Source organism: Nonomuraea montanisoli, assembly GCF_013363975.1.
Lineage (GTDB): Bacteria > Actinomycetota > Actinomycetes > Streptosporangiales > Streptosporangiaceae > Nonomuraea > Nonomuraea montanisoli.
This window is the reverse complement of sequence record NZ_JABWGN010000002.1, coordinates 473,556-499,261: the sequence shown is the minus strand read 5'-3', so window position 1 is coordinate 499,261 and position 25,706 is coordinate 473,556. Positions and strand designations below refer to the sequence as shown.

At 71.3% G+C, this 25,706-nt stretch carries 18 protein-coding genes; 6 read left to right on the top strand and 12 right to left on the bottom strand.

Translation table 11 applies throughout. The features are described 5' to 3' along the window. Positions 1 to 180: 180 nt before the first annotated feature. The 4 genes from HTZ77_RS05745 to HTZ77_RS05730 all read left to right on the top strand — a co-directional run bounded on the left by HTZ77_RS05745 (position 181) and on the right by HTZ77_RS05730 (position 4,368). Complete coding sequence (locus HTZ77_RS05745; protein ID WP_328808434.1) at positions 181 to 1,011, top strand: carotenoid biosynthesis protein; 831 nt, start codon at positions 181 to 183, stop codon at positions 1,009 to 1,011. Then, a complete protein-coding gene (locus HTZ77_RS05740; protein WP_328808433.1) occupies positions 999 to 2,444 on the top strand; it encodes a phytoene desaturase family protein in 1,446 nt (481 codons plus the stop codon). The genes HTZ77_RS05745 and HTZ77_RS05740 overlap by 13 nt, the downstream gene beginning before the upstream one ends. After that, positions 2,441 to 3,604: a glycosyltransferase family 2 protein gene (locus HTZ77_RS05735; RefSeq protein ID WP_175588348.1), complete on the top strand. Its 1,164-nt coding sequence runs from the start codon at positions 2,441 to 2,443 to the stop codon at positions 3,602 to 3,604. The genes HTZ77_RS05740 and HTZ77_RS05735 overlap by 4 nt, the downstream gene beginning before the upstream one ends. A gap of 65 nt (positions 3,605 to 3,669) precedes the next feature. Continuing rightward, the gene (locus tag HTZ77_RS05730; RefSeq protein ID WP_205302100.1) at positions 3,670 to 4,368 is read left to right on the top strand and encodes a spheroidene monooxygenase; all 699 of its coding nucleotides are present in this window, start codon (positions 3,670 to 3,672) and stop codon (positions 4,366 to 4,368) included. A gap of 28 nt (positions 4,369 to 4,396) precedes the next feature. Here HTZ77_RS05730 and HTZ77_RS05725 read toward each other — a convergent pair whose 3' ends face one another. The 7 genes from HTZ77_RS05725 to HTZ77_RS05695 all read right to left on the bottom strand — a co-directional run bounded on the left by HTZ77_RS05725 (position 4,397) and on the right by HTZ77_RS05695 (position 18,430). Next, complete coding sequence (locus HTZ77_RS05725; protein WP_175588347.1) at positions 4,397 to 5,353, bottom strand: phytoene/squalene synthase family protein; 957 nt, start codon at positions 5,351 to 5,353, stop codon at positions 4,397 to 4,399. Further along, complete coding sequence (locus HTZ77_RS05720; RefSeq protein WP_175588346.1) at positions 5,350 to 6,762, bottom strand: phytoene desaturase family protein; 1,413 nt, start codon at positions 6,760 to 6,762, stop codon at positions 5,350 to 5,352. Before HTZ77_RS05720 ends, HTZ77_RS05725 begins: the two co-directional genes overlap by 4 nt. Positions 6,763 to 6,939: 177 nt before the next feature. Beyond that, entirely contained in the window at positions 6,940 to 8,019 is a 1,080-nt protein-coding gene (locus HTZ77_RS05715; protein ID WP_175588601.1) for a polyprenyl synthetase family protein, read from the bottom strand. A gap of 1,449 nt (positions 8,020 to 9,468) precedes the next feature. After that, positions 9,469 to 16,542, bottom strand: coding sequence for a LamG-like jellyroll fold domain-containing protein (locus HTZ77_RS05710; protein WP_175588345.1), 7,074 nt, complete (start codon positions 16,540 to 16,542; stop codon positions 9,469 to 9,471). A 294-nt stretch (positions 16,543 to 16,836) separates the two neighbouring features. Next, entirely contained in the window at positions 16,837 to 17,337 is a 501-nt protein-coding gene (mug, locus tag HTZ77_RS05705; protein ID WP_328808432.1) for a G/U mismatch-specific DNA glycosylase, read from the bottom strand. A 44-nt stretch (positions 17,338 to 17,381) separates the two neighbouring features. Continuing rightward, positions 17,382 to 18,098: an alpha/beta fold hydrolase gene (locus HTZ77_RS05700; RefSeq protein WP_205302098.1), complete on the bottom strand. Its 717-nt coding sequence runs from the start codon at positions 18,096 to 18,098 to the stop codon at positions 17,382 to 17,384. Positions 18,099 to 18,103: 5 nt separating this feature from the next. Then, positions 18,104 to 18,430 carry a beta-xylosidase family glycoside hydrolase gene (locus HTZ77_RS05695; RefSeq protein ID WP_175588343.1) on the bottom strand — a complete coding sequence of 109 codons (327 nt, stop codon included), beginning with the start codon at positions 18,428 to 18,430 and terminating at the stop codon, positions 18,104 to 18,106. Between HTZ77_RS05695 and HTZ77_RS05690 the strand changes: the two genes are divergently transcribed. Then, complete coding sequence (locus tag HTZ77_RS05690) at positions 18,423 to 18,839, top strand: LacI family DNA-binding transcriptional regulator (protein ID WP_175587991.1); 417 nt, start codon at positions 18,423 to 18,425, stop codon at positions 18,837 to 18,839. The two genes, HTZ77_RS05695 and HTZ77_RS05690, sit on opposite strands and share 8 nt — an antisense overlap. Before the next feature lie 12 nt (positions 18,840 to 18,851). Here the strand turns inward: HTZ77_RS05690 and HTZ77_RS05685 are convergent, their stop codons facing one another. The 5 genes from HTZ77_RS05685 to HTZ77_RS05665 form a co-directional block, all read right to left on the bottom strand. After that, a complete protein-coding gene (locus HTZ77_RS05685; RefSeq protein ID WP_175588342.1) occupies positions 18,852 to 20,252 on the bottom strand; it encodes a sugar porter family MFS transporter in 1,401 nt (466 codons plus the stop codon). An 81-nt stretch (positions 20,253 to 20,333) separates the two neighbouring features. Then, complete coding sequence (locus HTZ77_RS05680; RefSeq protein ID WP_175588341.1) at positions 20,334 to 20,933, bottom strand: response regulator transcription factor; 600 nt, start codon at positions 20,931 to 20,933, stop codon at positions 20,334 to 20,336. Positions 20,934 to 21,081: 148 nt separating this feature from the next. Next, positions 21,082 to 22,218 (bottom strand): sensor histidine kinase, encoded by a 1,137-nt coding sequence (locus HTZ77_RS48035; RefSeq protein ID WP_175588340.1) that lies wholly within the window; start codon positions 22,216 to 22,218, stop codon positions 21,082 to 21,084. Beyond that, entirely contained in the window at positions 22,215 to 23,369 is a 1,155-nt protein-coding gene (locus HTZ77_RS05670) for a sensor histidine kinase (RefSeq protein WP_175588339.1), read from the bottom strand. The genes HTZ77_RS48035 and HTZ77_RS05670 overlap by 4 nt, the downstream gene beginning before the upstream one ends. A gap of 67 nt (positions 23,370 to 23,436) precedes the next feature. Next, positions 23,437 to 24,627, bottom strand: coding sequence for a glycoside hydrolase family 18 protein (locus HTZ77_RS05665; RefSeq protein ID WP_175588338.1), 1,191 nt, complete (start codon positions 24,625 to 24,627; stop codon positions 23,437 to 23,439). 118 nt (positions 24,628 to 24,745) lie between these two features. Here HTZ77_RS05665 and HTZ77_RS05660 point away from each other — a divergent pair, with 118 nt between their 5' ends. Beyond that, positions 24,746 to 25,660: an LLM class F420-dependent oxidoreductase gene (locus HTZ77_RS05660; protein WP_175588337.1), complete on the top strand. Its 915-nt coding sequence runs from the start codon at positions 24,746 to 24,748 to the stop codon at positions 25,658 to 25,660. The last annotated feature ends 46 nt before the right edge of the window (positions 25,661 to 25,706 follow it).

Below are 25,706 nucleotides of genomic sequence, written 5' to 3'. Positions count from 1 at the left end.
TCCCCATGATTTTTCCCATGCGACTACCCATTGCATGCACACCTACCAGTGTTCAAGTCGTCTTGGCGCGGTGGCCCGGTCGCAGTCATAGGTGATCTTACGAGTGGTGATCGGGTCCGTGGCGGTGCGCAGCCGGCGGGACGATGCATCCGAACGGCCAGACCGGCCGAAGGTACGGGCGTGACCGCAGTCTCGGCCCGGCGACGCGCCCCCTCGATCATCGGAACGGTCCTGCTGGGCGCGATGGTCGCCGCGCAGGTCGTCAGTGGTGCGATAGACGATCTGCGCGGATGGACGGGCCTCGTCGTGCTGCTGCTGGCGGCCTCGTCCGTGGCGTTCGCGGCCGGGGCGACCGGCCGGCCGGGGCGGGCCGTGGCGGCGTTCGGCGCCGTGGTGGCCGTCGGCTACGCCGCCGAGCTGGCCGGGGTGGCGACCGGGGTGCCGTTCGGGGCCTACTCCTACACCCAAGTGCTCCAGCCGCAGGTGCTGGGCGTGCCGGTGATCGTGCCGGTGGCCTGGGGCGGGATGGGGCTGGCCGCGTACGCCATCGCCCCGGGTGGTGGCGGCGCGCGCCTCCCTGGTCGTGGGGCCGCGCACGTCCCTGGCCGTGGGGCCGCGCGCGTCCTGCTCGGGGCCGTGGCGCTGACCGCGTGGGACCTGTTCCTCGATCCGCAGATGCTGCGCCTCGGCGCGTGGACATGGCACGACGGCGGCTTCTACCGCGGCGTGCCGCTGAGCAACTTCGCGGGATGGCTGCTGGTGTCGCTGGTGGTGATGGCGGTGATCCATGGGCTGCTGCCGGAGGTGTCCGGCACGGCGGGGCCGGCGGCGGTGTACGCGGTCATGGCGGTGATGGAGACGGTCGGGTTCGCGCTGGTGTTCCGGCCACCCGACCTCTTGGTCGCCGTGTGCGGCGGTGTGGCCATGGGGGTGTTCGTCGCCGTACGGGTCGCGGCGAGAGCCGGAGCCGGAGCGCGTACAGGAATCGAGGAGGACGTGTGGCGGCGGTGAGCGTGGTGGGCGGCGGCGTGGGCGGGATGGTGAGCGCCCTGCTGCTGGCCCGGTCCGGGCACGAGGTGACCCTGCTGGAACGGCTCCCGCGCCTCGGCGGCAAGCTGGCCGAGCACCGGCGCGACGGCTTTCGCTTCTCCCTGGGCCCGTCGCTGCTCACGCTGCCCGGCGTGTTCCGCGACCTGGGCGTGGGACGCGAGCTGGTGGAGGTGAGGGAGCTGTGCCGCTACCGCTTCGCCGACGGGTCGGTGCTGACCGCGCATCGCGACCCGGACCGGATGGCGCGCGAGGTGGAGCGGCTGGCGCCCGGGGAGGGCGCGCGCTGGCTGGCGTTCCACGCCTGGGCGCGGCGCTGCCTGTCGGCGTCCGCGCGCACGTTCTTCGCCGGCCCGCTGGACCGGCCCCCGCGCGCTGCGCACCTGTCGGACCTGCTCGCGGTCGCGCCCGGCCGGACGCTGGCGGGCCTCGCGCGCCGCTTCTTCCGCGACCCGCGCCTGCGCCAGTACGTCAACCGCTACGCCACCTACGCCGGGTCCGACCCGTACCGCGCCCCGGCCGCGCTCGGCTGCGTCCCGGCCATCGAGCACGACCACGGCGCCTGGTACGTCCCCGGCGGCCTGCCGCGTCTCGCCGGCGACCTCGCCGCCCTGCTGGCCGAGGCCGGTGTGGAGGTGCGGGTGTCGGCCCCGGTCGACGCGATCGTCGCCGACCGGCGGCGGGTCGGCGGGGTCCGGCTGGCGGACGGCGAGCGGATCGCCGCCGACGTGGTCGTGGCGAACACCGACGCGGCCGAGCTGTACGGACGGCTGCTGCCCGACCGGCACAGGCTGCGGCGCGTCGCCGCGCTCGGCCGCTCGTCGTCGGCCTTCCTGCTGCTGGCCGGGGTGGAGGGCCGCACCGAGGGCCTCGCCCACCACTCGATCCTCTTCTCGGCCGACCAGCGGGCCGAGTTCGACGCCCTCTTCCGGCGCCGGACGCCGTCCACCGACCCGACCGTCTACGTCGGCTGCGCCTCGGTCGACGACCCGTCGCAGGCCCCGGCCGGCACCGAGGCGTTGACGCTGCTGGTGAACGTCCCCGCCCGCGACCCGTCCCGCTGGCCGGCGCCGCCGGAGTCGTACCGGGACCTGGTGCTGGAACGGCTCGCCGAGCGCGGTCTGGACCTGGCGGGACGGCTGCGCTTCGTGGACCTGTTCACGCCCGCCGACCTGCGGGGGCGCTACGGCGCGTGGGGCGGCGCGATCTACGGGACGGCGTACTCCGGCCCGCTCTCCCCCTTCCGGCGCCCGGCCAACCGCGGGCCCCGGCGCGGTCTGTACCTGGTGGGCGGCTCGGCGCACCCCGGGGGCGGGCTGCCGCTGGTGGCGATGGGCGGGCGGATCGTCGCCTCGATGGTGGACGAGGACTTCCCCACCGGGAAGGCGGCCTCATGACGCCCGCGCGGTGGTCGGCGGTGCTCGGCGCGGCGCAGGCCGTTGCGGGGGCCGTCGTCTGCGCCCGGCTGGCGAGGGGACGCCGGCGCAGGCCGCCGCTGCGTCCCGCGCCCGCCGGCGCGCGGAGCGGCGTGTCGGTGGTCGTGCCGGCCAGGAACGTGTCGGTGGTCGTGCCGGCCAGGAACGAGGAGGAGCGGCTGGGGCCGTGCGTGTCCGCCGCGCTGGCCGATCCGGCGGTACGCGAGGTGATCGTGGTGGACGACGAGTCCACGGACGGCACGGCGCGGCTGGCCGCGTCCCTGGGCGCGACCGTCATGCGCGGCACGCCGCCGCCGGAGGGCTGGGTGGGCAAGCCGTGGGCCGTCCACCAGGGGCTGGCCGCCGCGAAAGGCCCGGTCGTGGTGACTCTGGACGCCGACGCCCGGCCGCGGCCCGGTCTGTTCGGGGCGCTGGCGGCCGGGCTTGAGGAGTTCGACCTGGTCTCGGCCGGACCGAGGTTCGTCTGCGACGGCCCGGTCGAGCAGGCGCTGCACGCCTCGTTCCTGGCGACGCTCGTCTACCGGCTCGGGCCGATCGGGGCCGCGACGCCGCCCCCGCCGCACCGGGTCCTGGCCAACGGCCAGTGCCTGGCCTTCCACCGGTCCGCGATGCTGGCCGCCGATGGTTTCGCCCGGGTACGCGGGCACCTGGCCGACGACGTCGCGCTGGCCAGGACGCTGGCCGCGGACGGCTGGCGGGTGGGGCTCCTGGACGCCGGTGACTTGCTGGTCGTGGACATGCACGACTCGGTGGCCGGCGTGTGGCGGGAGTGGGGGCGCACGCTGGCCCTGGCCGACGTGACGGGACGCGGACGGCAGGCCGCCGACCTGGCCGTGGTGTGGCTGAGCGCCGCGCTGCCCGTGGCGCGGCTGCTGGCGGGCCGGGCCACGCCGCTCGACGTGGGACTGCTCGGGGTGCGGCTGCTGCTGGCATGGGCGCTGCGCGGCAGCTACGAACGTCCCGGCCCTGGCCTGCTGCTGTCGCCGCTGCTCGATCCGGCGACGGCCGTCCAGCTCACACGGGCGACGTACCGGCCGCGCCGCACCTGGCGAGGGCGCTCCTACGGCCCTCCACGGCCCCTCGGCCCGCTCTCGGGCGGCGGAACGGGCGGCGGGCGGTGAGCCCGGAGGGCGGGGTGGCCTCCTTCCACCTCATCAGGTACCCGGACAGAAGTGCCCTGCGGTACATGGCCTTCGACCGGCCGGTGTTGCGGCGTACCGGCGGCCTGACGTTCCACCGTCTGCTCGGCACCGGCCGGGGCGCCTCCATGACGCCCGGCGCGGACCTGCGCCGCTGGGCGCTGTTCGCGGTGTGGCGGGACGAGGCGGCGTTGGAGGCGTTCCTGTGCGGCTCGCCGATCGCGCGGCGCTGGCGGCGCGCGGCGGCGGAGTCCTGGCACGTGCGGCTGACTCCGCTGTCCTGGCACGGCCGCTGGGGCGGACGCGACCCGTTCGCCGCCGACCTCCCCGGCGGCCGGGACCGATTCGCCGCAGGCTTCCCTGGCGGCGGCCGTGACTCGCTCGCCGCCGTCGGCTTCCCGGGCGGTCGCGAGGGGCCGGTGGCGGTGCTCACGCGGGCGTCGATCCGGCCCGCCCGGCTCCTCGCCTTCTACCGCGCCGTTCCGTCCGTGGACCGCGAGCTGCTGGGGCAGCCCGGCTGTCTCGCCTCCCTGGGCGCCGGCGAGTGGCCGCTCGCCCGCCAGGCCACCTTCTCCCTGTGGCGGGACGAGGCCGACGTCCGCCGGTTCGCCTACCGGGGGAACGTCCACCGGGACGTGATCGGCCGCGTGCGGCGCGACGGCTGGTACGCCGAGGAGCTGTTCGCCCGCTTCGCCCCGTACGGGAGCGAGGGCACGTGGAACGGGACCGACCCGCTGGCCGGTTGAGCGGAGAGATCACGGCTGAGCGGCGGGATCACGGCACCTCCACGGTGACGCGGCGCTCGCGGCGGCCCGCCGCCCGGGCGGCCACGAGGTGCCGGGTGAAGATCGCCAGCCTGCGGCGGCGCGGCACCCGCGCGCGGCGGGCCAGCACCTCGTACCCGCCGCGCTCGATCTCCGCCAGGATCCCGCCGTACAGCTCGTACGCGGCCCGCACGCACGGCCGCGACGACGGCGTCAGCAGCGGGATGCCCTCCAGCGCCCGGGCGTAGTGATCCCGGGCGCGCCCGGCCTCGAAGGCCAGCAGCCGCCGGGCCTCGGGAGGCGTGCGCGGGCCGCGCAGCGCCGCCTCCGTGACGCCGAACCGGTCGAGGTCGGCCCCGGGCAGGTAGACCCGGCCGCGGGCGAGGTCCTCGGCCACGTCGCGCAGGAAGTTGGTGAGCTGGAAGGCCAGGCCGAGCTGCCGGGCCGGCTCGCGGGCCGCGGCCTCCATCCCCGGCAGCGGCTCCAGGACGGGCAGCATCATGGTGCCGATGACGGCCGCCGAGCCCTCCATGTAGCCGAGCAGGTCGTCGTAGGTGGCGTAGCGGGTCACGGTCAGGTCGGCGCGCATGGAGCGCAGGAACGCGGCCACCTCGCCGCGGCCGATGCCGAAGGAGCGTACGGTGTGGGCGAAGGCGGGCAGGACGGGATCGTCGGACCGCTCGCCCGCCAGGGCCGCGGCGACGCGGGCCTCCAGCGCGTCGAGGGCGCCGGCGCGGTCGCCGTCCATGGTGAACGAGTCGACGATCTCGTCGGCGTACCGGGCGAAGCCGTACAGGGCGTGGACGTGGCGGCGCTTCCAGGCGGGCAGGAGGAGCGTGGCCAGGTAGTAGGAGCGGCCGAAACGGGCGTGCAGGGCGCGGCAACGCTCGTAGGCGGCGGTCAGGCCGGTCGTGCCCTCCGCGGCGGCGATCGCCGGGGCGGCGGCCCGGGTGCCCAGGCAGGTCATCGTGCCTCCTTGAGAACGCGGCGGGCGGCCAGCCGCCCGGACAGCAGCACGGGCGGCACGCCGACGCCCGGGGCGGTGTGCATGCCCGCGAAGTGCAGGCCGGGGACGCGGCGGGCCGCGCCGGACGGCCGGAACCAGGCCGTCTGCGTGAAGCGGTGGTCCAGGGCGAAGGGGGTGCCCGCGGTGTGGCCTTCGGCCGCCCACCGGCGGGGGTTCCAGGTGAGCCGGGGCGCCCGGGACAGGTCGCCGTAGCCGAGCGCGTCCAGGCGGGCCAGGAGGCGGTCCTCCACGGTGTCCCAGCCGCGGCCGAGCAGGTTGGGCGCGGGCTCCAGGACGCTGAGCGTGTCCGGGGAGGGGTGGGTGACGAGGATGCTGGGGTCGGGTTGCGGCCGTCCCGCCTCCAGTGCGGCGAACGTGCGCGCCCACTGCCTGCCGAGGTGCAGCGTGTGGTGGGCCTGGCCGGGCAGGGGACGGTCCAGCCCGATGTGGGTCACGACGCACGACGGGGAGAAGCGCGGCCGGCGCAACCGCCAGTCGGCCGCGGCCCTGGGCAGGAGCTCCGCGTGGGCGCGCACCAGGTCGCCGGCCACCACGACGGCGCGGGCGGCAAGCCGTTCCCCGGTGTCCAGGCGCACCGCCGTGACGCCGTCACCGCCGGCCTCGACCCGGGTGGCGCGCGTGCCGTACCGGAACGTCACGCCGAGTTTGCCGGCGAGGGCGGCCATGGCGACGGGCACGGCGTGCATGCCGCCGCTCTCGGGGAAGTAGACGCCTCCCACGGTGTCCATGTGGGAGATGACGGCGTAGACGCCCAGCGCCCGCCGCGGCGACAGTCCCGCGTACAGCGCCTGGAAGGTGTGCGCCCGGATGAGCCGCTCGTCGGTGAGATGGGCGGCCACGAGCCGGTCGAGACGGCGGAAGCCGCCCATGGCCGCCAGGCGCAGCAGCGCGACCGGCCTGGCCAGGGCGCGCAGGCGGGTCATGTCCGCGTCGACGAACACGCTCCACTCGGCGGCGAACAGCCGGCCCAGCAGGGCGCGGAAGCGCCGGTAGCGCTCGGCCTCGGCGGGCCCGCACAGCTCGCGCACCTGCCCGATCATGGCGTCGGCGTCCGGCAGCACGTCCAGCCGGGAGCCGTCGTGGAAGAGCAGCCGGTAGGCGGGGTCGAGGCGGCGCAGCGGCAGCCACCGGTCGAGCTCCTCCCCGGCCGCGCCGAAGACCTCGGCCAGCACGCCGGGCATGGTGAGCACCGACGGCCCGGTGTCGAAGCGGTACGGCCCGAGTTCGGCCGTGCCGCAGCAGCCGCCGGGGACGTCCCGCGTCTCCACGACGGTCACCTCGCGCCCGGCCGCGGCCAGGTGGATCGCCGCCGACAGGCCGGCCAGCCCGGCCCCGATGACCACGTCCATCACGCCACCCGCTCCGCGGCTAGCTCCATGGCCATGACGCCACCCGGCTCCGTGGCCTGGAGGGCCACCCACTCCATGACCATCACGCCGACCCGCTCCGTAGCCTGACGAGACACCCGCTCCGTGACCATCACGCCGACCCCTCAGCGACCTGGCAAGTCGCCCACCCCATGACCATCACGCCACCCGTTCCGTGGCCTGGCGGGCCAGTTCGACGAGGGCAGCCGCGGCGTCGGCGGGCAGACAGGGCGCTTCGAGCGCCGCCGCCGCTTCACCCGCCAGCGCGCCGATGCGCCGCTCGGCCGCCTCAAGAGCGCCGCAGGCGACGATCAGCTCACGGGCGGCGGCCAAGTCCACCTCGTGACGCACGTCGGCCGCGCCACCCACCTTGGCCTCGTCGCGTACGGGGCCGAGGATCGCGGCGCCGAGCTCGCCGGTGCGCGCGCGAGCCTCGGCCAGCAGGTAGGTCTGCTTGCCGAGCAGCAGGTCGGCGCCCGCGGGCTTGCCAGTGCGCGCCGGGTCGCCGAAGACACCGAGCACGTCGTCGCGGAGCTGGAACGCCTGCCCGAGCGGCGCCGCGTACGCGCTGAGCGCCGCGAGCGTCGCGCCGTCGCCGCCGGCGAGCGCGTGCCCCAGGTGCAGGGGGCGCTCGACCGTGTACTTGCCGGACTTGTACGCGCCGATCTCCATGATCCGGCGGCGCGTGGCGCGGCCGTGAGCGGCGTGGACCAGGTCCAGGTACTGACCGCCGATCAGCTCCACGCGCAGCCGGGTGAACACCTCCCACGCCCGGTACGGCCCGCCGGCGGCCAGCATCGCGCTGTCGGCCCAGGTGTAGGCGAGCAGCCCGAGCAGCGTCGCCACCGATTCCCCGTGCCGCCTGGGATCGCCCCGCCACTCGGCGCGCCGGTGCTCCTCGGCCAGCGCCCGGTGCGCCGTGACGCGGCCCCGCCGGGTGCCCGACTCGTCCATGACGTCGTCGAGCAGCAGCGCGCAGGCGTGCACGAGCTCCACCGCGCAGCCGGCCGACAGCACCGCGTCCAGGTCCTCCGGCCGCCCGCCCGCGGCCCGGTGTCCCCAGTACACGAAGGACGGCCGCAGCCGCTTGCCGCCACGCAGGACGAAGTCCGCGAGGAAGCGGCGCACGGTCCCGACGCCCTCGTCCCCCACGAAGCCGAGCTCGCCCGTCTCACGCTCGACGATCTCCGTCAGATGTCGGTCGACCAGCTCGCGGACGGAGCCGGTCAGTACGGTCATGGTCACGAATGCCTCCGCTCGTCACCATGACCTTCGAGAGCGGACGGACGTTCGGATGCACTCGGCAGGGTCGTTTCACCCGTGGGCGCCGCGTGTCACCCGTGGGCGCCGCGTGTCATCTGTGGGCGTCGCATGCCACTCAAGCCCGGCCGATGTGCTCGCGCACCCGCCGCAGCTCCTCCGCGATCCCCGCCAACGTCCAATGCGCGTTCAACCCACTCGGATTCGGCACCACCCACACCGGCACCCCACCCACCGACTCCCCCTGCAACCTCACCACCGCCTTGGGACGAGCAAAAGCAGTCCGGTACGCCTACACCCCCAGCACCCTGGGACGGACTTCCGTCACCTTGGCCAGCCGGCGGCCACCCTCCACCAGCTCTTCCCGCGTCAGCTCCGGCACCTCAGCGCTAGCTCGGCTGACGACGTTCCGACCTCGGCGCTGCGCAGGCCGCACGAAAGGACGTCCGACGGCGCGGTGGTCGCCGCGTCCACCGAGCCGCAGGGCGACGTTAAGCCCTCGTGTTCCTGATGGATACCCGAGCCACGCGTATGGCGAGCGCAGCGACATTGCCGCACCCGCGACTGTCTCCTATTTCCAAGACATAAGCATGTATACAAGTATTATGAGAGAGGATGCCATGACTCCAACGGCGAACATCCGTCGTTGCGCTTTAGTCGCCAGAAGTCCACCAAGGAGAAAAAGGGCGACAGGCAGAATCCAAGACCCGGCATATATGCCCAGCGGCCCGAACGCGATGGCAAGAATAGCGAAAGCGACAATAAAGGCAAGCGCCGCGCTTACCGCACCAGCCAATCCGAAAATTATCGGCGACTTCCTCTGCACAGCTACTCCAAGATTATAGGCCACGGTTCACGGGGCAGATCCACCAAGTTGATTGTAATGCCCCACGTGCGGGCCGCGCTCAACTCGTGCGTCTTGCCCGGCTGCACTCTCCCATCCACAGAATTGCCCCATCTGACGAGGCGATGACCTGGGCGTTCATCTCGTTCAGGCGATGCTTCCGAGAAGTACGGCCGATGAGTCTCGATCCGATCGGTTCGAACAGCGCGCCGTCCACCATCAGATGGTGCGGCCGTCCTAGCGCGGCCTTACGTAGCGTCTGGTCGAACCTGGGGGGCAGCAGCCAGCATTGCCGCCTCTTCCACATACCGCCGCGCCGTTGCCGTCGACACTCCGAAGCCGCTCTCAGCTCTACAGTTTCTCCTTTGCACACGTAGATCAGCACCAGCAATCCCTGCCGCCCGGGGAGCACTCGCCAGGCCCCCGGTGCCAGCGGATCAGACTGACCACGTGGCCCAGCATTGAATTCGACTGCAGCACCACAGAACATCACCAGCCCCGTATCTGATCGGTCGAATCACGCGATCATGCTGTGATCAGATTCGCTGACACCGGGGACGAAACGTTCACTCGAGGTGCGAGAATCATAGATCATATGGCATCTTGGTTTGGATTCCCTGCTGGAACTTGATCCATGTATCGCGAGCTGTGAGAGCGGAGAACCAGCGCCCTATTCCGGTGCTTTGAATACCGCCTTCTGGACCGAATGCGGTGACGGTGAGGCCGAGACGTTCATTTCCAAGGCTACTGATACGGAACGTGATCCGGGAACCAGTAGGATCGAAATGACCGTCGAGCGCTTCGAAGGTGAACGTACGAGCGGACGCGTGAACCACCTTGATGGGCGCCGTCTTCCCGAGAAGACTCCATCCAGGGACTCCAGTCAGATTACATCTTTCGCCCAGTTCGAGAGTCGCCCCACATCCGCCAAAAGGAAAGACTTTTGCGAAGTTTTGCTTCACCCAATTCATCGCTTCGGTCGACGTAACTCCCAGCCGTGTGCCGATGACGTAGCGGAACTGATAGTAGAATCCATACTTAGATTCAACCCGCCTAACCTGAAGCCCGCCGGCACTTGATGGTCCGTACCACCCATCCTTTGAAACGTGCTTGAGATTATTCCAAAGCCTGTTTATCTCTTTCTGGGACATCTGAGGATCATAAAGGTCTGCCAGGGTCTGTCGACGTTCTGCGTCAGCTGCCCAGTACCCTGAGGGTGCCTGACGGCCAACCCCCGGCCCCGATGCAACCACCCCTGCCCGGCGCGCTTCGTCCTCGCCCCACTCCGGGTTGTATTCGACGCTACGGACCCAACGGGGATCGACGATTATTTCTCCGGCACCAAAACAAACGGTGCAGTCGCCGATTTCGTAGTTGTCGCGGACAGGCCCATAGGAAGTGCCCCAAACTCCCCCGACTTCCGATCCAGCGTAGCTGGGAGTGTCCCAGGTGGTCCCGACGCCGCTGGTAATGACGGTGGAGTGGCCGGTGGGGTCGATGCCGGTGAGGAGGGAGGCGTTGGCGTAGGTGTAGCGGTTTGCTTGGACTGATGGGGTGGGGGTGAGGGTGGCGGTGTCGCGGCTGGTGAAGGAGCCGGTGCCGGGCTGGTACCAGCGGGCGTGCATGTTGACCTTGCCGGTGTCCGGGTCGGTGTAGGCACCCTGGTAGCCGAGGTTGGTCTTGGCACCAGTTTGGGCAGTGCTGATGCCGAACGGGTCATAGTGGGTGGTGGTGGCGAGGGCGGTGCTGGTGTAGGTGGCGACCAGGTCTCCGTGCAGGTCGGTCAGCGTGGCCAGGGCGGGGCTGGTGCCTTCCTTCTGCCCAAGCAGGCCACCGAACGCGTCTCGGCCGTACTTGGCCTGGACTGCGCCGCTACTGTCGCTGATCGCGGCCAGGTCATTGGTCAGGCCGGTGTAGGCGAAGGTCTGCTTGGTGGTGCCGCGGGTGCGGGTGGTGACGCGGTCGAGGGAGTCGTAGCTGTAGAGGCTGTCGCCGTCGGCGATGAGGCGGTCGAAGGCGTCGAAGGTGAGCTGGGTGGTGGCGCCGTTCTTGGTCTCGGTGGCGAGGGTGCCGCGGGGTGTGTAGGTGTAGGTCGATCCGTCGCCGGTGGTGAGGCGGTTGCGTTCGTCGTAGGTGTAGGTCTTGTCGCCGGCCTTGGTGCGGTTGCCGGCCGCGTCCCACTCATACAACGTCTTCGCGCCGCCGGGCGCGGTCCAGGAGGTGAGCCGTCCGGCGTGGTCGTAGCCGTAGGTGTTGGTGCCCGCCCCGGCCAGGCCGGCCGTGGTCTTGGTGGTGAGGTTGTCGTCCTTGTCCCAGCCGTAGGTGATCTGCGCCAGCTGCGCGCCCGTGCTGGACTTGAGGGTGTGGGTCTTGGCCCGGTCGAGGTCGTCGTAGGTGAAGACCTGGGTGTCGGCTGAGGTGGTGCCGACCTTGGCGGTCATCGTCTTGACACGGTTGGCCTGGTCGTAATCGTAGGTGATCTTCCGGGTGGTCACCGGGTCCGTGGCCGTCCACAAACGTCCCGCGTTGTCCCAGGTGAACGTGGCCGTGCCGGCGGCGTCAACGCGCTGGGTGGGGTTGCCCAGCTCGTCGTAGGAGTAGCCGGTCTGCTGGGCGGCGCCCCGCTTGATCGCCAGCGGGAGGGTGCGGTCGTTGTAGTCGACGGTCAGGTCGCCGATCGTGGTCTGCCGGCCGGCCAGGTCGTAGCCGAAGCTGCGCTCAGCGCTGGTCGCCCCTCCCCCCGCGCCGGTTTCCTTGGTCAGGCGACCGAGGTGGTCAAAAGTACGGTCGATGCGCACGCCACCGGGCTGGATGAGCGCGGTCGGGTTGCCGGCCTTGTCGTAGACGGCGATCCAGGTGCGGTCTGCCGCGTCCGGGTGGGCGGTGGTGGACGGCTCGGTCACCGTCTCCACCAGGCCGAGGACGTTGTAGGTAGTCCAGGTGGCGTTGCCCCGGCCGTCCGTGAGGCGGGTGCGGGCGCCGGTGGCGTCGTAGCCGAAGGACGTGGTGATGGTCTCGCCGTCCTTGACCGGCTCGATCAGACTGGTGAGCCTGTTGAGGGCATCGAAGTTCTGCTTGGTGACGTGCCCCTCGCCCGAGGTGAGCGTGGTCGGGTTGCCCGCAGGGTCGTAGCCAGTGCTCATCGTACGTAGCACCGTCTCGCCCTTCAGGTCCTTGAGTGCGGTCTTGCGGCCGGCGAGATCGTACTCGGCCAGCGTCGCCGTACCGAGCGCCACGTTGGTGGTCTTGGTCAGCCGGCCGGCCTGGTCGTAGGCCATCGTCGTGGTGTTGGCGGCCGGGTCGGTCTGCTCGGTCACCTCGCCGGCCGCGTTCACCTCGTACGTGGTGGTGCGGTTGCCCGGCGCCACCGACTTGGTCAGGCGGCTGGCGTCGTCGTACTCCAGCTTCGTCGTGTACGCCGCGGCAGACGGCTTGCGCTCCACCTGCGTCTCGGTGATCTTCCGCCCGAGGTCGTCATAGGTCGCCTCGCTCCGCGCACCGGTTGGGTCAACCGCCGCGAGCTGCTCACCTGCCATGTCGTACTCGGCCACCCACCGGCCCGGCGTCTCACCTTCCGGCACCGGGTCCGTCACTCGCACCTGACGGCCGAGTTGGTCGTACTCGAACGTGCTGGTGTAGCCACGCGGATCGGTGGTGCGGATCAGCTGACCGGCCTTGTCGTAGCCGTGCGAGGTGGTCGGCGTGACCGCCGTGCCGCCCGGCGGCGTGTACGGCGGGGCGCTCTTGCTCGCCAACCGGCCCGCCTTGTCGAACACCGACGTGACCGTACGACCTTCAGCGTCCCGCTCATGGGTCGTGGCGCCAAAGGTGTCATAGCCATAGCGCGCCGACGGCCGCGCATCGCTGGACGAGCCGGCCTTGTCCACCTTCACCTGCGGACCCGTCGCCTCCACCAGACGGCCCAGCGCGTCGTAGCGCAGCGTCGAGGTGAAAGCGGCCTTGTCGGCCCCGGTGGCGTTGCCACGCGGGTCCGTGGTGGCGACGACCAGGCTCCGATCGTCATAGTCGGAGGTCGAGATGAGGTCGTCGGCGCCGTTCTCCACCGTCGTCTTGGTGACCAGGTTCATCTTGTCGTAGACGAACTCGGATACTTCCGCGCGAGACGTTCCAGCGCCGGTCAGCGTCTTGCGCAGCACATTGCCGTTCGCGTCGTACACGAACGCGGTCTTGCGATCCAGGCCGCCTGGACTGAACGTCTGTGACGCCAGGCGGGACGCCGTGTCATAGACATAGTGCGTCGTCACGGTCACCACCGAGGTCGTCCCATTCGGCGTGACCAGCGTCAAACGGTTGCCCGCCGCGTCATAGGTGTGTTCCTCCAGCACCACATCACGCGGCGTCGACAAACCGTTCAGCTTCACATCGTCGGCGATCTTTTTACGCAGCAGGTTGTTGTTGTAGTACTCGAATGACGTCTTACGCCCCATCGCATCGGCCTGAGCCGCCAACCGGCCGGCCGCGTCATAGGAGTACGACTCCAGTAGCACGTCCTTGGCCGGCTGCGGATTGACGGGGCTGCCCGTCCACCCCTTCAACGTGCGCGTCGCCAGCTGGCCACGGTCGGTATAGCCGTTCTCGATCACCGTGCCGCGCGCGTCCGTCACCCGTGTCACCTGACCGACGGTGTTCCACGCCTGCCGGACCACCCCGCCCTCCGGATCGGTGGTCGTCTCCAAACGACCCTGCCCGTCATAGGTGTAGACCGTCGCCCGCTCCGCGTCCCCGCCGGTCAGGTCGGCGACCTTCTCGCTCAGCTTGTTGCCGTCCGGGTCGTAGCCGAACGTCGTCTGCTTGGTGTGCGTGACCCCCGAGACCTCGTTCTTCACCCCCGGCTCGGTCTGCGTCACCAAACGGCCCACCCCGTCGTAGGCGAACGTCATCTTCACCCCGTCCGGATGCGCCTGCGACACCTGCGTGGACGCCGACAGACGGCCGACCGTGTCATACTCCAGCTTCGTCACCAGCCCGGCCGGGTTCGTCTGCTCGGCCAGATCACCCGCCGCCGTGTACCGATACGTCCACGCGTTGCCCCGTGCGTCGGTCTTCTTCGCCACCAGACCGGCCGGAGTGGTCCCGCCGTTGACGGCCGGCTCCGTGCCATCGGTGTAGGCGACCGTCACCGAGCGGCCGTTGGGGAAGTCCGCCGTCGCCGGAGTCGTCTCCTTGGTCTGCTCGCCATAGCTGTTGTACTCGAAGACGGTCGCGTAGGTGTTGTCGGTCTGACTCGACGAGCGCGCGTCGCGAGAGGTCAGCTGCCGGTCGTTGCGCGGATCGAACTCGTCATTCGCATTCAGGTAGTACGTGGCGTAGGCGGTCTGACAGTCGTTCGAGCCGCGACATGACGTAGTGCTGATCGGATTGCCACGCTCGTCATTGGCCCAGGTGAACACATTGTCGTTGGGGTCGACGACCTTGGCCCGGAAACCGCCGGTGTCGTAGTCGTAGGTGGTCTTCTCGCCAAGCTGGTCCGTCACCGAGACGACCCGGTACCCGCGCCAGCCGTCGTGAACGGTCTTGACGGTCTTGTTGTTGGGGTCCGTCACCGTGACCGTCGACGTGGCCCACGCGGCATCAATGACGGGGGCACCGATCTGCCACGTACCGCCGTGCTGGTCGGTGTGCGTCTTGATGCGATCGGTGGCCGCGTCGTAGGTGTTGCTCGCCCATACCCGCCCGGACGGCAGGGTGATCTTGGTCAGCTTGTTGGGCGCCTCAAGCCGGGCCGCGTAGTGAGCCTCCACTTCGGCCTGCGTCAGTGGCCGGTCGTAAACCGCCGCCTCGTCCAGTTGCCCTTCGAACCCTCTGCTCTCGGCCGGCCACCCGGAGATGAGTTGCCCATCGACGAACTGCGCCTGCGGCTCCCACCAATACTCACTACGTGGGGCGACCAGCTTTCCGACCAGTTTCCCGTCCAGATAGAGATGGTCAGTTCCCTCATCAGCTGTGAGAACTGCGTGATGCCACTGGCCGTCGTTCACCGCGCCCGTAGTGGTGATCGGCGTGTACCGAACGTCGTCGCCCAACAGCTCGTGGAACTGCCCGCGGAGTTTGCCGTCAGTGCCGATATAGATGGCCGAGTCATCCCAGGTGTCTTCGCCGGCCGAGAACAACACGCCAGGCTTACTGGTCTTAAACCACACTTCGATGGATGCCCGACCGACCAGCCGGCCGATCGTGTGGGGTGGCAGCGATATGCCTTCGTTGTACTCGCTGTCGATGCCTACCGACGTATCTCCTGTGCCGGCGAGTGCGCCAGGCTGTCCAAGAGAGGGGGAGCTGTACGTGGCAGGTTCCGCCCCCCAACCCAGATTTGCCGCCCGGGTTCCGGAGGTCTCATTGAACCGCCAATAGCCATACGGCTCCGAGTCGAGGATCCGTGAACGATAGGCAGACCCACTACCGTACTCGTATCGAGTGCAGTTGGGTGCCGTGGTCGGTGAGCACGACGCCATCAGCCGATCCCCGTCGTACTCGTACGTCCACGTCAACGGCTTACCGTCCACCGCGTCAGTGGACACGCTCGTCACATGGGCACCCGTCCAGCCGAACCGCAGAGTCCGTCCCGCGACACTCGCCGACTCCAGCCGGCCGTTGGACCCGTACAGCAGATCCTGACTACGCCCTCGGCCGTCCCGGATCTTCACCAGCCGTCCCGACGCGTCGAACAGGTACGACGTCGAGGACTTGTCCATCAACCGCCAGCCGCCGCCCTGCTGGTCGGCGAGCGTGTAATGCATGCTGGGCGGCGGCTGGTACGTGCCGTCTCCCTTGGTGGCGAACCGCAGCACCCTGCCGTCGGCCTGCGTCACCAACAATGACTTCGACTCCGCCACGATCTTCATGTCCCAGAGGGTCGACCAGCCCGCGCCGAACATGCCGTCCACGCGTGCGTCCAGCGTGTTGTAGGACCGCGTCACCGACAACGGCGGTCCCGCCACCGCGACCTGCGCGTCCGTGAAGGCGGTCGTGTAGTTGCCCGACAGCTGGTTGAACTCCTGGCCGTTCACTCCACGGGCCGAAAGCTGCGACCCCATCATGGGCTGTCGCACTCCGGTGGTGAACGTGTCGATCGGGCTTTTGGTAGTTGCCGAGGTCCCCAGATCCTTCGCGATCAACTCCCAGTAGTACTGCTTGCCCCATTCCAGCTTTCCCTCGGGGACACGCCAACTGTGGATCTGGTTCAACGCTCCCGATGAGACGCACTTCCCCCACTGCATGATAATGGAATCGCAGACGTTGAAGGTGTACTCCAGCGCATTTGCGCTGGAGACGTAGGCCGTGAGGGTGGGGGTCAAACTATCCACGAGAGCTCGGTTCGCGGGGAACCTGTCCTGGATCAGCGGGGAACAGCAGCCGGCATCAATCTGCTCAGCTCGTGCCACGCCGCTGGGCAGCTGACGCTCCTTGGGGCTTGGTAGCTCTTCGTTGCGTCCGCGCTCCAGCGGCAATGCCCCCTTGGGACGCTCGTCGGCATCGCGTAACTGCGGCTGCTTCACAGCCTTCGTGGGCGTCAGCGGCGGCAGCGCCCTTACCGCATTCCCGGCCATCTGCCTTGGCGTCTCAACCCGCTCCTGGCCCACCACTGCGGAAAGCGCGGCAACGGCCTGTGCTTGCGCCGGCTCCGACATCGTGACCATCAGCCCCGGAAGTAGGCCGATGAGCACAAGCGCAGCCCGAACACGAGCCCATGACAAAATCCGGCGCATACGCCGTCACACTCCGAACCACGTGGGGCGCCCCAAGGGACGCCGGACGAAGCTCCACCCCCGTCCGAGTCAGGTGACAAGGTCCCTGACTCGCGCGGCTCGGAGCGCGTTATTCAAACGGGCAAAGCGTAACTTCCGCCTGAAACGGCCACAAGATCGAATTAAGTCATACAAAGATCACGGATGGTGACTTACCACTCTTGATCACCACCAGGGAGATCCGCCTCAACGACCGATGTGCTCGCGCACCCGCCGCAGTTCGTCCGCGATCCCTGCCAACGTCCAATGCGCGTTCAACCCACTCGGATTCGGCAACACCCACACCGGCACCCCACCCACCGACTCCCCCTGCAACCCCACCACCGCCTTCGGACGAGCGAAAGCAGCCCGGTACGCCGAAACCCCCAACACCGCCAGCACCCTCGGACGGACCTCAGCCACCAACCCGGCCAGCCGACGACCGCCCTCCACCAACTCCTCCCGCGTCAACTCCGACGCCTTCGCGCTGGCACGGCTGACGACGTTAGTGATGCCCAAGCCGTACGACGGGAGCAGGCGCTGCTCGGACGGGGCGAGGAGGCGGGGGGTGAAGCCGGACAGGTGCAGGGCGGGCCAGAAGCGGTTGCCGGGGCGGGCGAAGTGGTGGCCCGTGGCCTCCGACATGAGGCCGGGGTTGATGCCGCAGAACAGGACGTCCAGGGAAGGGCCGAGCACGTCGTCGATCACCTCCCGCAGGGTACCCCGGTTCGGCGTGGTCGCGGCGGTCGCCGTCAGGCGTCCCACCACGACGTCATCAGGTCCACGAACGCCGACGGATGCTCCACGTGCAGGAAGTGTCCCGCTTCCGGCCACACCACGGTCCGTGAGCGCGGATGCCGTCCGGTAAGGCCGCCCTCCCACTGCGCGGCCTCCGGGACATTGTGGACGGCCAGCACCGGGCGGGTGAGCCCGGCCAGGTAGCGCGCCGATGCGCGGCGCACGCCGAACGCGCCGGGTTCGGTGTACATGCCGGCGTAGCACTCGGCCAGCACGTGACCCGGCGTGGCCAGCAGTTGGCGGGTGACCGGTGCGGGCAGAGGTCCGAGCCGGCGCAGCGCCGCGGCGGCGCCCTCGGCGCGCAACGCGGCCAGCCGCCCGGGGATGAGCCGTTCCTCCTCCTCGTCGGCGCCGTACGCCGGGGCGATCACGACCAGCGCGCGGACCGCCTCCGGGTGCTCGACCGCCAGCGCGGTCACCACCTGGGCGCCCATCGAGTGCCCGACGGCCACCACCGGCTGGTCGAGCAGAGGCACGAGGTCACCGGCCAGGTCGGCGGGCCGATATCCGGTCGCGGGCGCCGGCGAGCGGCCGTGGCCGCGCAGGTCGGGGGCGATCACCCAGCGTCCGCCGAAGTCCAGGGGGTGCCATGCCCGGTGGTCGCCGCCCCAGCCGTGCACCAACAGGAGCGGGGGGCCGGCGTGTCCCCGGGTTTCGACGTGCAGCTTCATACCGGTCATTCTCGGTAGGAGATCTGTTCGAAGCGGGCCGCGCACCCCTCGCCCGCCAGGTCCTGAACCCAGAAGCCGACGAACGCGCCCGTGAAGCCGAAGGTTCGCACGTGGCCGTCGATGTGCTCGTCGGCGTGCTCGTCCGACAGGATGCCCGCGTCCAGCGACAGGGATTCCGGTACGTGGGCGAACCGCACCGCCGGGCCGTCGAGCTCCACCCGCAGCCTCACCTCGGGCCCCGCCGGGCCGTCGAGCCGGTGTTCGGTGCGCGTGCCCCGGTCGCTGGTGGTCAGCACCAGCCCGTCGCACGTCAGGGTCTCCCGTGTGATCAAGGGCGACTACCCGTTCGGCGTCCCGCACGACCCCGCGCTGCTGATCCCGTCCGGGTTCGACCGCGCCGACGGCTACGAGCAGACCAGACGGCTGCTGTCCGCGGGGGCGTCCTTCACCGCGGTCTTCGCCGCCACCGACATGGTGGCCATCGGCGTGCTGGCCGCCCTGCGCGAGGCCGGGATCAGCGTGCCGGACGACGTGTCGGTGGCGGGCTACGACGACATTCCGTTCGCGGCCGACATCACCCCGGGGCTCACGACCGTGCGCATCCCCACCGAGGAGCTGGGGCGCACGGCGGTGCGGCTCGCCCTGCACCCGGAGGAGCGCCAGCACGTCGTGCTCGGCACGCACATCGTCGTCCGCGACTCCGTCCGGCCGCCCCGCCAGGGCGCTCCCTCGCGGGGATGAGCGGTCCCCGGCTCAGCCCATCTCCTCCAGCGGCCGCCCCTTGGTCTCCTTCACCCACCTGGTGACGAAGATGAACGACAGGACGGCGAAGGCCGAGTACATGGCGTAGGTGAGCGGCAGGTTCCAGTCCGCCAGCGCCGGGAACGACACCGTGATCGCCCAGTTGGCGATCCACTGGGCCGCGGCGGCCACGCCCAGGGCGGCGGCGCGGATCCGGTTGGGGAACATCTCCCCCAGCAGGACCCAGACCACCACGCCCCAGGAGAGGGCGAAGAACAGCACGAACACGTTGGCCGCCACCAGCGCGATGAGGCCCTGCGGGTCGGGCAGGGAGACCGCCCCGTTCACCGTGCGGGCGAAGCTGAACGCCCAGGCGGCGGTGCCGAGCGAGACGGCCATGCCGGCCGACCCGATGAGCAGCAGCGGCTTGCGGCCGATCCGGTCGACGAGGGCGATCGCGATGAACGTGCCGATGATGTTGATGACCGAGCTGGAGAAGCTGATCAGCAGGGAGTTGGCCTGGGTGACGCCGACCGACTGCCACAGCACGGTCGAGTAGTAGAAGATCACGTTGATGCCGACGAACTGCTGGAAGACCGACAGGGTGATGCCGACCCACACGATCCCCAGCAGCCCGAGCGCGGGGCCGCGCAGGTCCTTCATCGTGGGCCGGCGCTCGGTGCGCAGCACGTGCTGGATCTCGTGGACGCGGTCGTCGATGTTGACGTCGGCGCCCTCGACCTCCTGCAGCACCCGCCGGGCCTGCTCGGTACGGCCCGCCATGATCAGATAGCGGGGCGACTCGGGGATCGTCGAGGCGAACAGCAGGTAGAGCAGGGCCGGCACGACGCAGGCGCCGAGCATCCACTGCCAGGCCTGCAGCCCCCACAGGGGGTTGTTCACGTTGCCGCCGGCCACCCGTGCCAGCGCGTAGTTGACGAGCTGCGACACGGCGATGCCGAGCACGATCGCGAGCTGCTGGAAGGACCCCAGCCGTCCCCGGTAGGCGGGGGGCGCCACCTCCGCGATGTACGCCGGCCCGAGCACCGAGGCCATGCCGATGGCCACGCCCGCCAGCAGCCGCCACACCCCGAGGTCCCAGACGGCGACCGGCAGCATCTGCCCGATGGAGCTGATCGCGAACAGGATGGCCGCCACCTGCATCGTCCGCGTGCGTCCCCAGCGGTCGGCCAGGTTGCCGCCCACCCACGCTCCGATGGCCGAGCCGAGCAGCGCGATGGCCACCACGATGCCGATCTCCACCGGCCCGACGTGGAAGTACTTCTGGATGCCGACGACAGCGCCGTTGATCACGGCGCTGTCGTAACCGAACAGGAACCCGCCTATGGCCGCCGCGGCGGTGATGAAGACGACATGTCCCAGGTTCTCCTGATGAGCGGGCTGAGCAGCCATGCGGTCCCTCCTTATGGAACCGGCATCTACCCGTCAGAAGGCACCTATACCGCCAGGCTTACGCAATCTTGACGCGGGGGCTCAGAGCCAGCCCATGCGCTGTGCGGTGCGGATGGCCTCCAGCCGATTCTGCGCGTTGAGCTTGGTCATCGCGCTCGACAGGTAGTTGCGCACCGTGCCCTCGGTCAGGTGCAGCTCGCCCGCGATCCGCGCGATCGTCGCGCCGTCGCCCGCCAGGCGCAGCGCGTCGCGCTCCCGGTCGGTGAGGGGGCTGTCGCCCGCGGCCATCGCGGCGGCGGCCAGCTCGGCGTCGAGGTAGCGCCCGCCCGACTGGACCTTGCGGATGGCCATGGCCAGCTCCTCGGCCGAGGCGTCCTTGCCGAGGAAGCCGCTGACGCCCGCGGCCATCGCCCGCCGCAGGTAGCCGGGCCGGCCCAGGCTGGTCAGGATGACGATCTTGCACTGGGAGCTGATCTGCTCGGCGGCGCTCAGGCCGTCCATGCCGGGCATCTCGATGTCGAGCACGGCCACGTCGGGGCGGTGCTCGGTCACGGCGGCCAGCACCTCGTCGCCCCTGCCCACCTGGGCGACCACCTCGATGCCGTCCTCCAGGTCGAGCAGCGCGGCCAGGGCGCCGCGGATCAGGTGCTCGTCGTCGGCCAGCAGCACCCGCGTCGTCATCCCGCCGTCCCCTCATCGTCGATCATCCCGGCCGTACGAACAGTCATCCGGGCCGTACGAACAGTCGTCCCGGCCGTACGAACAGTCGTCCCGGCCGTACGAACAGTCGTCCCGGCCGTACGAACCACCATCCGGGCCGTCGGCGCGGTCATGCCGGCACCGCCGCGCGCAGCACGTACGCGCCCTCGCCCGTGGGAGCGGCCCGCAGTGTGCCGCCCGCCGCGCTGACCCGCCGCGACAGGCCGCCGAGCCCGTCCGGCGCGTGCTCGCCCACCGGGCCGCTCACCCCGTCGTTGGACATCTCCAGCACCCCATCCTTGATCGTGATCGTGCAGCGTTCGGCTTTGCTGTGCTTGAGGACGTTCGTGGCGCCCTCCCGGACGACGGTCGCGAGCAGCGTGCGGGTCTCGGGGCCGAGCGCCGCGGTGTCGGCGTCCACGGCGCAGCGCACGCCCGCCGCCTCCAGGACCGCCCGCACGCCGGCGAGCACCTCGTCGAGGTCGAGCCGGCGATAGCTCTGCACGGTCGCGCGCACCTCGCGCAGCGCCTGCCGCGCCGCGTCGCGCACCTCGTACATGCGGGCCGCCGAAGCCTCCGGGTCGGAGTCCAGCAGTTCCTCGGCCCGCGCCGCCTCGGCCGAGATGCCGGACAGGCTCTGGCCGAGCAGATCGTTCAGGTCGCGGGCGAAGCGCAGCCGCTCCTCGGAGACGGCCAGCAGCGCCCTGGCCTCCTGGCCCTCGTGGGCCTCCTTGGCCAGCCGCCACAGCCACAGGTTCGCGCCGAGGCAGCCCAGGACGAACGCGGTGATGGCCGTCATGAGGAGGACGATGGCCCAGAGCACGCCTCCCGCGAACAGCGTCAGGTACGCGCTGAACCCCACGACCGACGCCACGGCCGCCGCGACGACGGTGCGCCGGCGCGCGAACGGCAACAGCATGCCCAGCCAGAGCACCGGCGCCCAGATCACCCAGCAGAGCGACAGCGCGAGGGCGAGGACGCCGGACACCCACAGCACGGCCGTGGGCCGGCTGCCGCCCCTGACCGCGCGGCGGAACGTCCGGGCGGCGAGCACGACGAGAACGACCAGCAGCACGCCCACGGCGATCGCCGGCAACGCCGCCAGCCCGCCCTGCTCCCAGCGCACGTACAGCTGGGCCAGGCCGGTCAGGGCCGCCAGATGGATGAGGTCCGTGGAGTAGACGGCGAGCCACCGGACCTTGTCCAGCTTCGTCGCCCGTCGCCACCGTAACCGCCCGGCCCGGACCCGGCCCGTCCGCCCGCTCACGCGCGCACCCCCGCCTTCAGCACGAACTCGCCGGCGGGGTCGGGCCCGGCCGCGAACGTGCCGCCCGCGGCGGTCATCCGCTCCGCCAGCCCGCGCAGCCCGCTGCCGCCGGCCGGGTCGCCCGGGGCGCGGACGCCGTCGTTGCGCATCTCCAGGGCGCCGTCGCGGATCGTGATCGAGCACCGGGTGGCGGTGCTGTGCTTGAGGACGTTCGTGGCCCCCTCGCGGACCGCCCAGGCGAGCAGCGCGCGGGCGGCGGGCGACAGGCCGGCGGTGGCGGCGTCGATCTCGCAGCGGGCGCCGGCCGCCTCCAGCGCGGCGCGCACCCCGTGGAGCTCGTCCTCCAGGTCGAGCGTCCGGTAGCCGTCCACGGCGAGCTGCACCTCCGCCAGCGCCTCCGCGGCCAGCCGCCGTACGTCGGCCATCTCCCGCGCCGCGTCGCCCTCGGCCCCGGCCCGGGTGGCCAGCTTGGCGGCCAGCTCGCTCTTCAGCGAGATCACCGACAGACTGTGCCCGAGCAGGTCGTGCAGGTCACGGGCGAAGCGCAGCCGCTCCTCCGCCACGGCCAGGCTCGCCTTGGCCTCCTTGCCGTCGTGGGCGTCCCTGATCGTCCACCACAGCCACCGCCACAACCACATGGCCACGCTCATCAACCCGGCGGTGAGCGCCTGGCCGAGCAGGACCGGCTGCCACGGCAGGCGCGTGATGAGGACGACCGCGGCGGTCGTCAGCACCACCACGACCGCACCGGTGCACAGGGCCGCCCAGACCGGCAGGTACAGCACCGCCGCCGACAGCCACAGGCACGTCACCATCGCCCACAGCCCGTCGCCGCCGTCGGACGGCAGCAGCGCCACCGCGCCCGCCGCCAGCAGCCCCGCCGCCACCAGCCGGACGCTGGGTGCGGGGCGCGTGTCGAACGCCTCGCGCAGCAGGAACGGGAAGAGCCCGCACACGCCGATCAGGCAGGCCCCCGCGGCCACGGCGTGCGGCACGGAGACCTTCCCGTCCATGGCCGCCGTCACCACCATGGCCACGAAGGTGATCGCCAGCAGGGCGATCGAGCCGTCCATCCAGTAGACGAGGAGCTTCCGCGCCGTGCCCGCCTGGCCTGCCACCGCCCTCCCCCTCGCCGGCGACGTCGTCTTCATTTGCCGAAATCCTATAGTTCGGGGGCCGATGCGGCATGGGGGGAACGTCCGGAGGCCGGGAAACCGGTCAGGCCAGAGTGTGGGCCAGGACGCGGGCCACGGCGGGCTCCGGTTCGGCGCCGCGCAGGGACAGCCAGGCCAGGTCGTTGCGGGCGGCGAACGCGGCCAGCGCCCGGGCGTCGGTCTCGTCGAGGTCGGCGGCGTCGTCCAGGACGGGCGTGAGGGCGACCTGGCGCCACGCGTCGGCGGGGTCGTCCAGCCCCTGCACCCGGGCGACCTGCCGGACGGCCGCGCGCACGGCCGACGCGACGCGGCGCAGCCTGCCCGTGGACGAGCCGGACGGCTCGACCGTGGCCAGCAGGTTGACGGTGGTGATGTCGGCGCCGTACAGGCGGGACTGGTGCAGCATGGCGACGTCGCGTTCGGCCAGGCCGTCCTCGTGCAGGGGCAGCGTGAAGACCACGGGCAGCCGTCGCTGCTGCTGGAGCAGCCGCAGGGCGCGCGCCCGGCGGACCACGGCGGGCCGGTCGGCGGCGTCGCGCGCCTCCACGTCGAGGTACGCGGCGCCGAGGCGGGAGACGGCGGCGCCGTAGGCGGCGGCCAGGCCTTCCGGGGTGGGGCAGGCGGCGGCGAGGTCACGGCCCCGGGGGCCGCCGAGCACGAGGCCGGCGCCGCCCCCTTCGTCGCGCAACGTACGGATCTCCGTGGCCAGCGCGCGCTCCCGCTCCTCCTCGCCGCCGGCTCCGGCCTCCTCGTCGGTGGCCGTGGTCCTGGGCTTCTCGACCGGCGCGCTCTCGTCGCCGGTCGTTCCGGGGTCCGCCAGGAGGGTGGGAGAAGGCGCGGGCGTGGGCGCCTCGTCCGCCGAGGGCGGGGTGGAGGTGGTGGTCCAGGCGGCGGTGCAGGGAGCGGAGCCGGCGACCAGGTGGGCGAGGGCGTACCAGCGCGTCCCGGTGCGCCGGGCGTCGTCGGCGAGGTCGAAGCCCGGGTCGCGGCCGGGTTCGGCGAAGCGGACGAACGACGCGGGCCCCGTCGCGGCGGACGGGGGCGCCCCGGGCGGCCGGGGCCGGGCGAACGCCGGGGACACCGACGGCGGTACGAGGTCGGGCAGGGCGCGGGCCGGCAGCAGCGTGACCGACACCGCGGTCGCGCCCGCGAGCCCCAGCGCGGCCAGGTACGCCAGCGGGCGCGGAAGCGTGCCGTCGGGCCGCGCGCGCCGCCCCCCGGACGACCGCGGGCCGGAGAGCCGCGGACCAGACATGCGCCACCCCGAGTCGTCGGCCGATCACACAGAGCGTCGACCGACGACGGTAGCAAGCCGGACGGGTTCGCCGGGGCCGTTCTCCGGATGCCGTCCGCTCTATGCCGATAATGACGACATGAAGTTGCGGATCTTCACGGAGCCCCAGGAGGGCGCCACCTATGACGACCTGCTCGCCGTCGCCCAGGCGACCGAGCGGCTGGGCTTCGACGCGTTCTTCCGGTCCGACCACTACCTGCGCATCACGTCCGGCGACCCGGGGCCGGGCTCCACGGACGCGTGGACGATGCTGGCCGGGCTGGCGCGGGAGACCTCCAGGATCAGGCTCGGCACGCTGGTGACCCCGGCCACGTTCCGGTTGCCGGGCCCGCTGGCGATCACCGTCGCGCAGGTGGACCAGATGAGTGGCGGCCGGGTCGAGCTGGGTCTCGGCACGGGCTGGTACGACCGGGAGCACGCGGCGTACGGCATCCCGTTCCCGCCGGTGCAGGAGCGCTTCGGCCGGTTCGAGGAGCAGTTGGAGATCATCCGCGGGCTCTGGACGTCCGACGGCCCGTACTCGTTCGAGGGCGCCTACTACCGGCTGGTCGACTCGCCCGCGCTGCCGAAGCCGGTGCAGCGCCCGAGCCCGCCGATCATCGTCGGCGGCCTCGGCGCCAAGCGCACGCCCCGGCTGGCGGCGACGTACGCCGACGAGTACAACGTGCCGTTCCACGCGCCCGAGGAGACGGGCGCGGCGTTCGACCGGGTACGGCGGGCGGCCGAGGAGACCGGGCGCGCGCTCGTGCTGTCGGCGGCGCAGACCGTGTGCGTGGGCCGCGACCGGGCCGAGCTGGAGCGGCGCGCGGCGGCGATCGGCACGGGCCTCGCCGACCTGCGCCGCAACGGGCTCGCCGGCACGCCCGCCGAGGTGGTCGACAAGCTCGGGCGGCTCGGGGAGCTGGGGGCCGAGCGGGTGTACCTGCAGGTGATGGATCTGTCCGACGCCGACCACCTGGAGCTGATCGCCGCCGAGGTGCTGCCGCACGTCTGATCCGTCCGGCCTGCGCCGGTGAGCGGCCGACATATCGGTTGGCGCC

Coding starts and splice junctions, on each gene's coding strand:
- HTZ77_RS05735 (WP_175588348.1), top strand. CDS start 2,441: ATGACGCCCGCGCGGTGGTCGGCGGTGCTCGGCGCGGCGCAGGCCGTT.
- HTZ77_RS05730 (WP_205302100.1), top strand. CDS start 3,670: ATGGCCTTCGACCGGCCGGTGTTGCGGCGTACCGGCGGCCTGACGTTC.
- HTZ77_RS05725 (WP_175588347.1), bottom strand. CDS start 5,353: ATGACCTGCCTGGGCACCCGGGCCGCCGCCCCGGCGATCGCCGCCGCG.
- HTZ77_RS05720 (WP_175588346.1), bottom strand. CDS start 6,762: ATGGACGTGGTCATCGGGGCCGGGCTGGCCGGCCTGTCGGCGGCGATC.
- HTZ77_RS05715 (WP_175588601.1), bottom strand. CDS start 8,019: ATGACCGTACTGACCGGCTCCGTCCGCGAGCTGGTCGACCGACATCTG.
- HTZ77_RS05710 (WP_175588345.1), bottom strand. CDS start 16,542: ATGGTCACGATGTCGGAGCCGGCGCAAGCACAGGCCGTTGCCGCGCTT.
- HTZ77_RS05700 (WP_205302098.1), bottom strand. CDS start 18,098: ATGAAGCTGCACGTCGAAACCCGGGGACACGCCGGCCCCCCGCTCCTG.
- HTZ77_RS05685 (WP_175588342.1), bottom strand. CDS start 20,252: ATGGCTGCTCAGCCCGCTCATCAGGAGAACCTGGGACATGTCGTCTTC.
- HTZ77_RS05680 (WP_175588341.1), bottom strand. CDS start 20,933: ATGACGACGCGGGTGCTGCTGGCCGACGACGAGCACCTGATCCGCGGC.
- HTZ77_RS05670 (WP_175588339.1), bottom strand. CDS start 23,369: ATGAAGACGACGTCGCCGGCGAGGGGGAGGGCGGTGGCAGGCCAGGCG.
- HTZ77_RS05665 (WP_175588338.1), bottom strand. CDS start 24,627: ATGTCTGGTCCGCGGCTCTCCGGCCCGCGGTCGTCCGGGGGGCGGCGC.
- HTZ77_RS05660 (WP_175588337.1), top strand. CDS start 24,746: ATGAAGTTGCGGATCTTCACGGAGCCCCAGGAGGGCGCCACCTATGAC.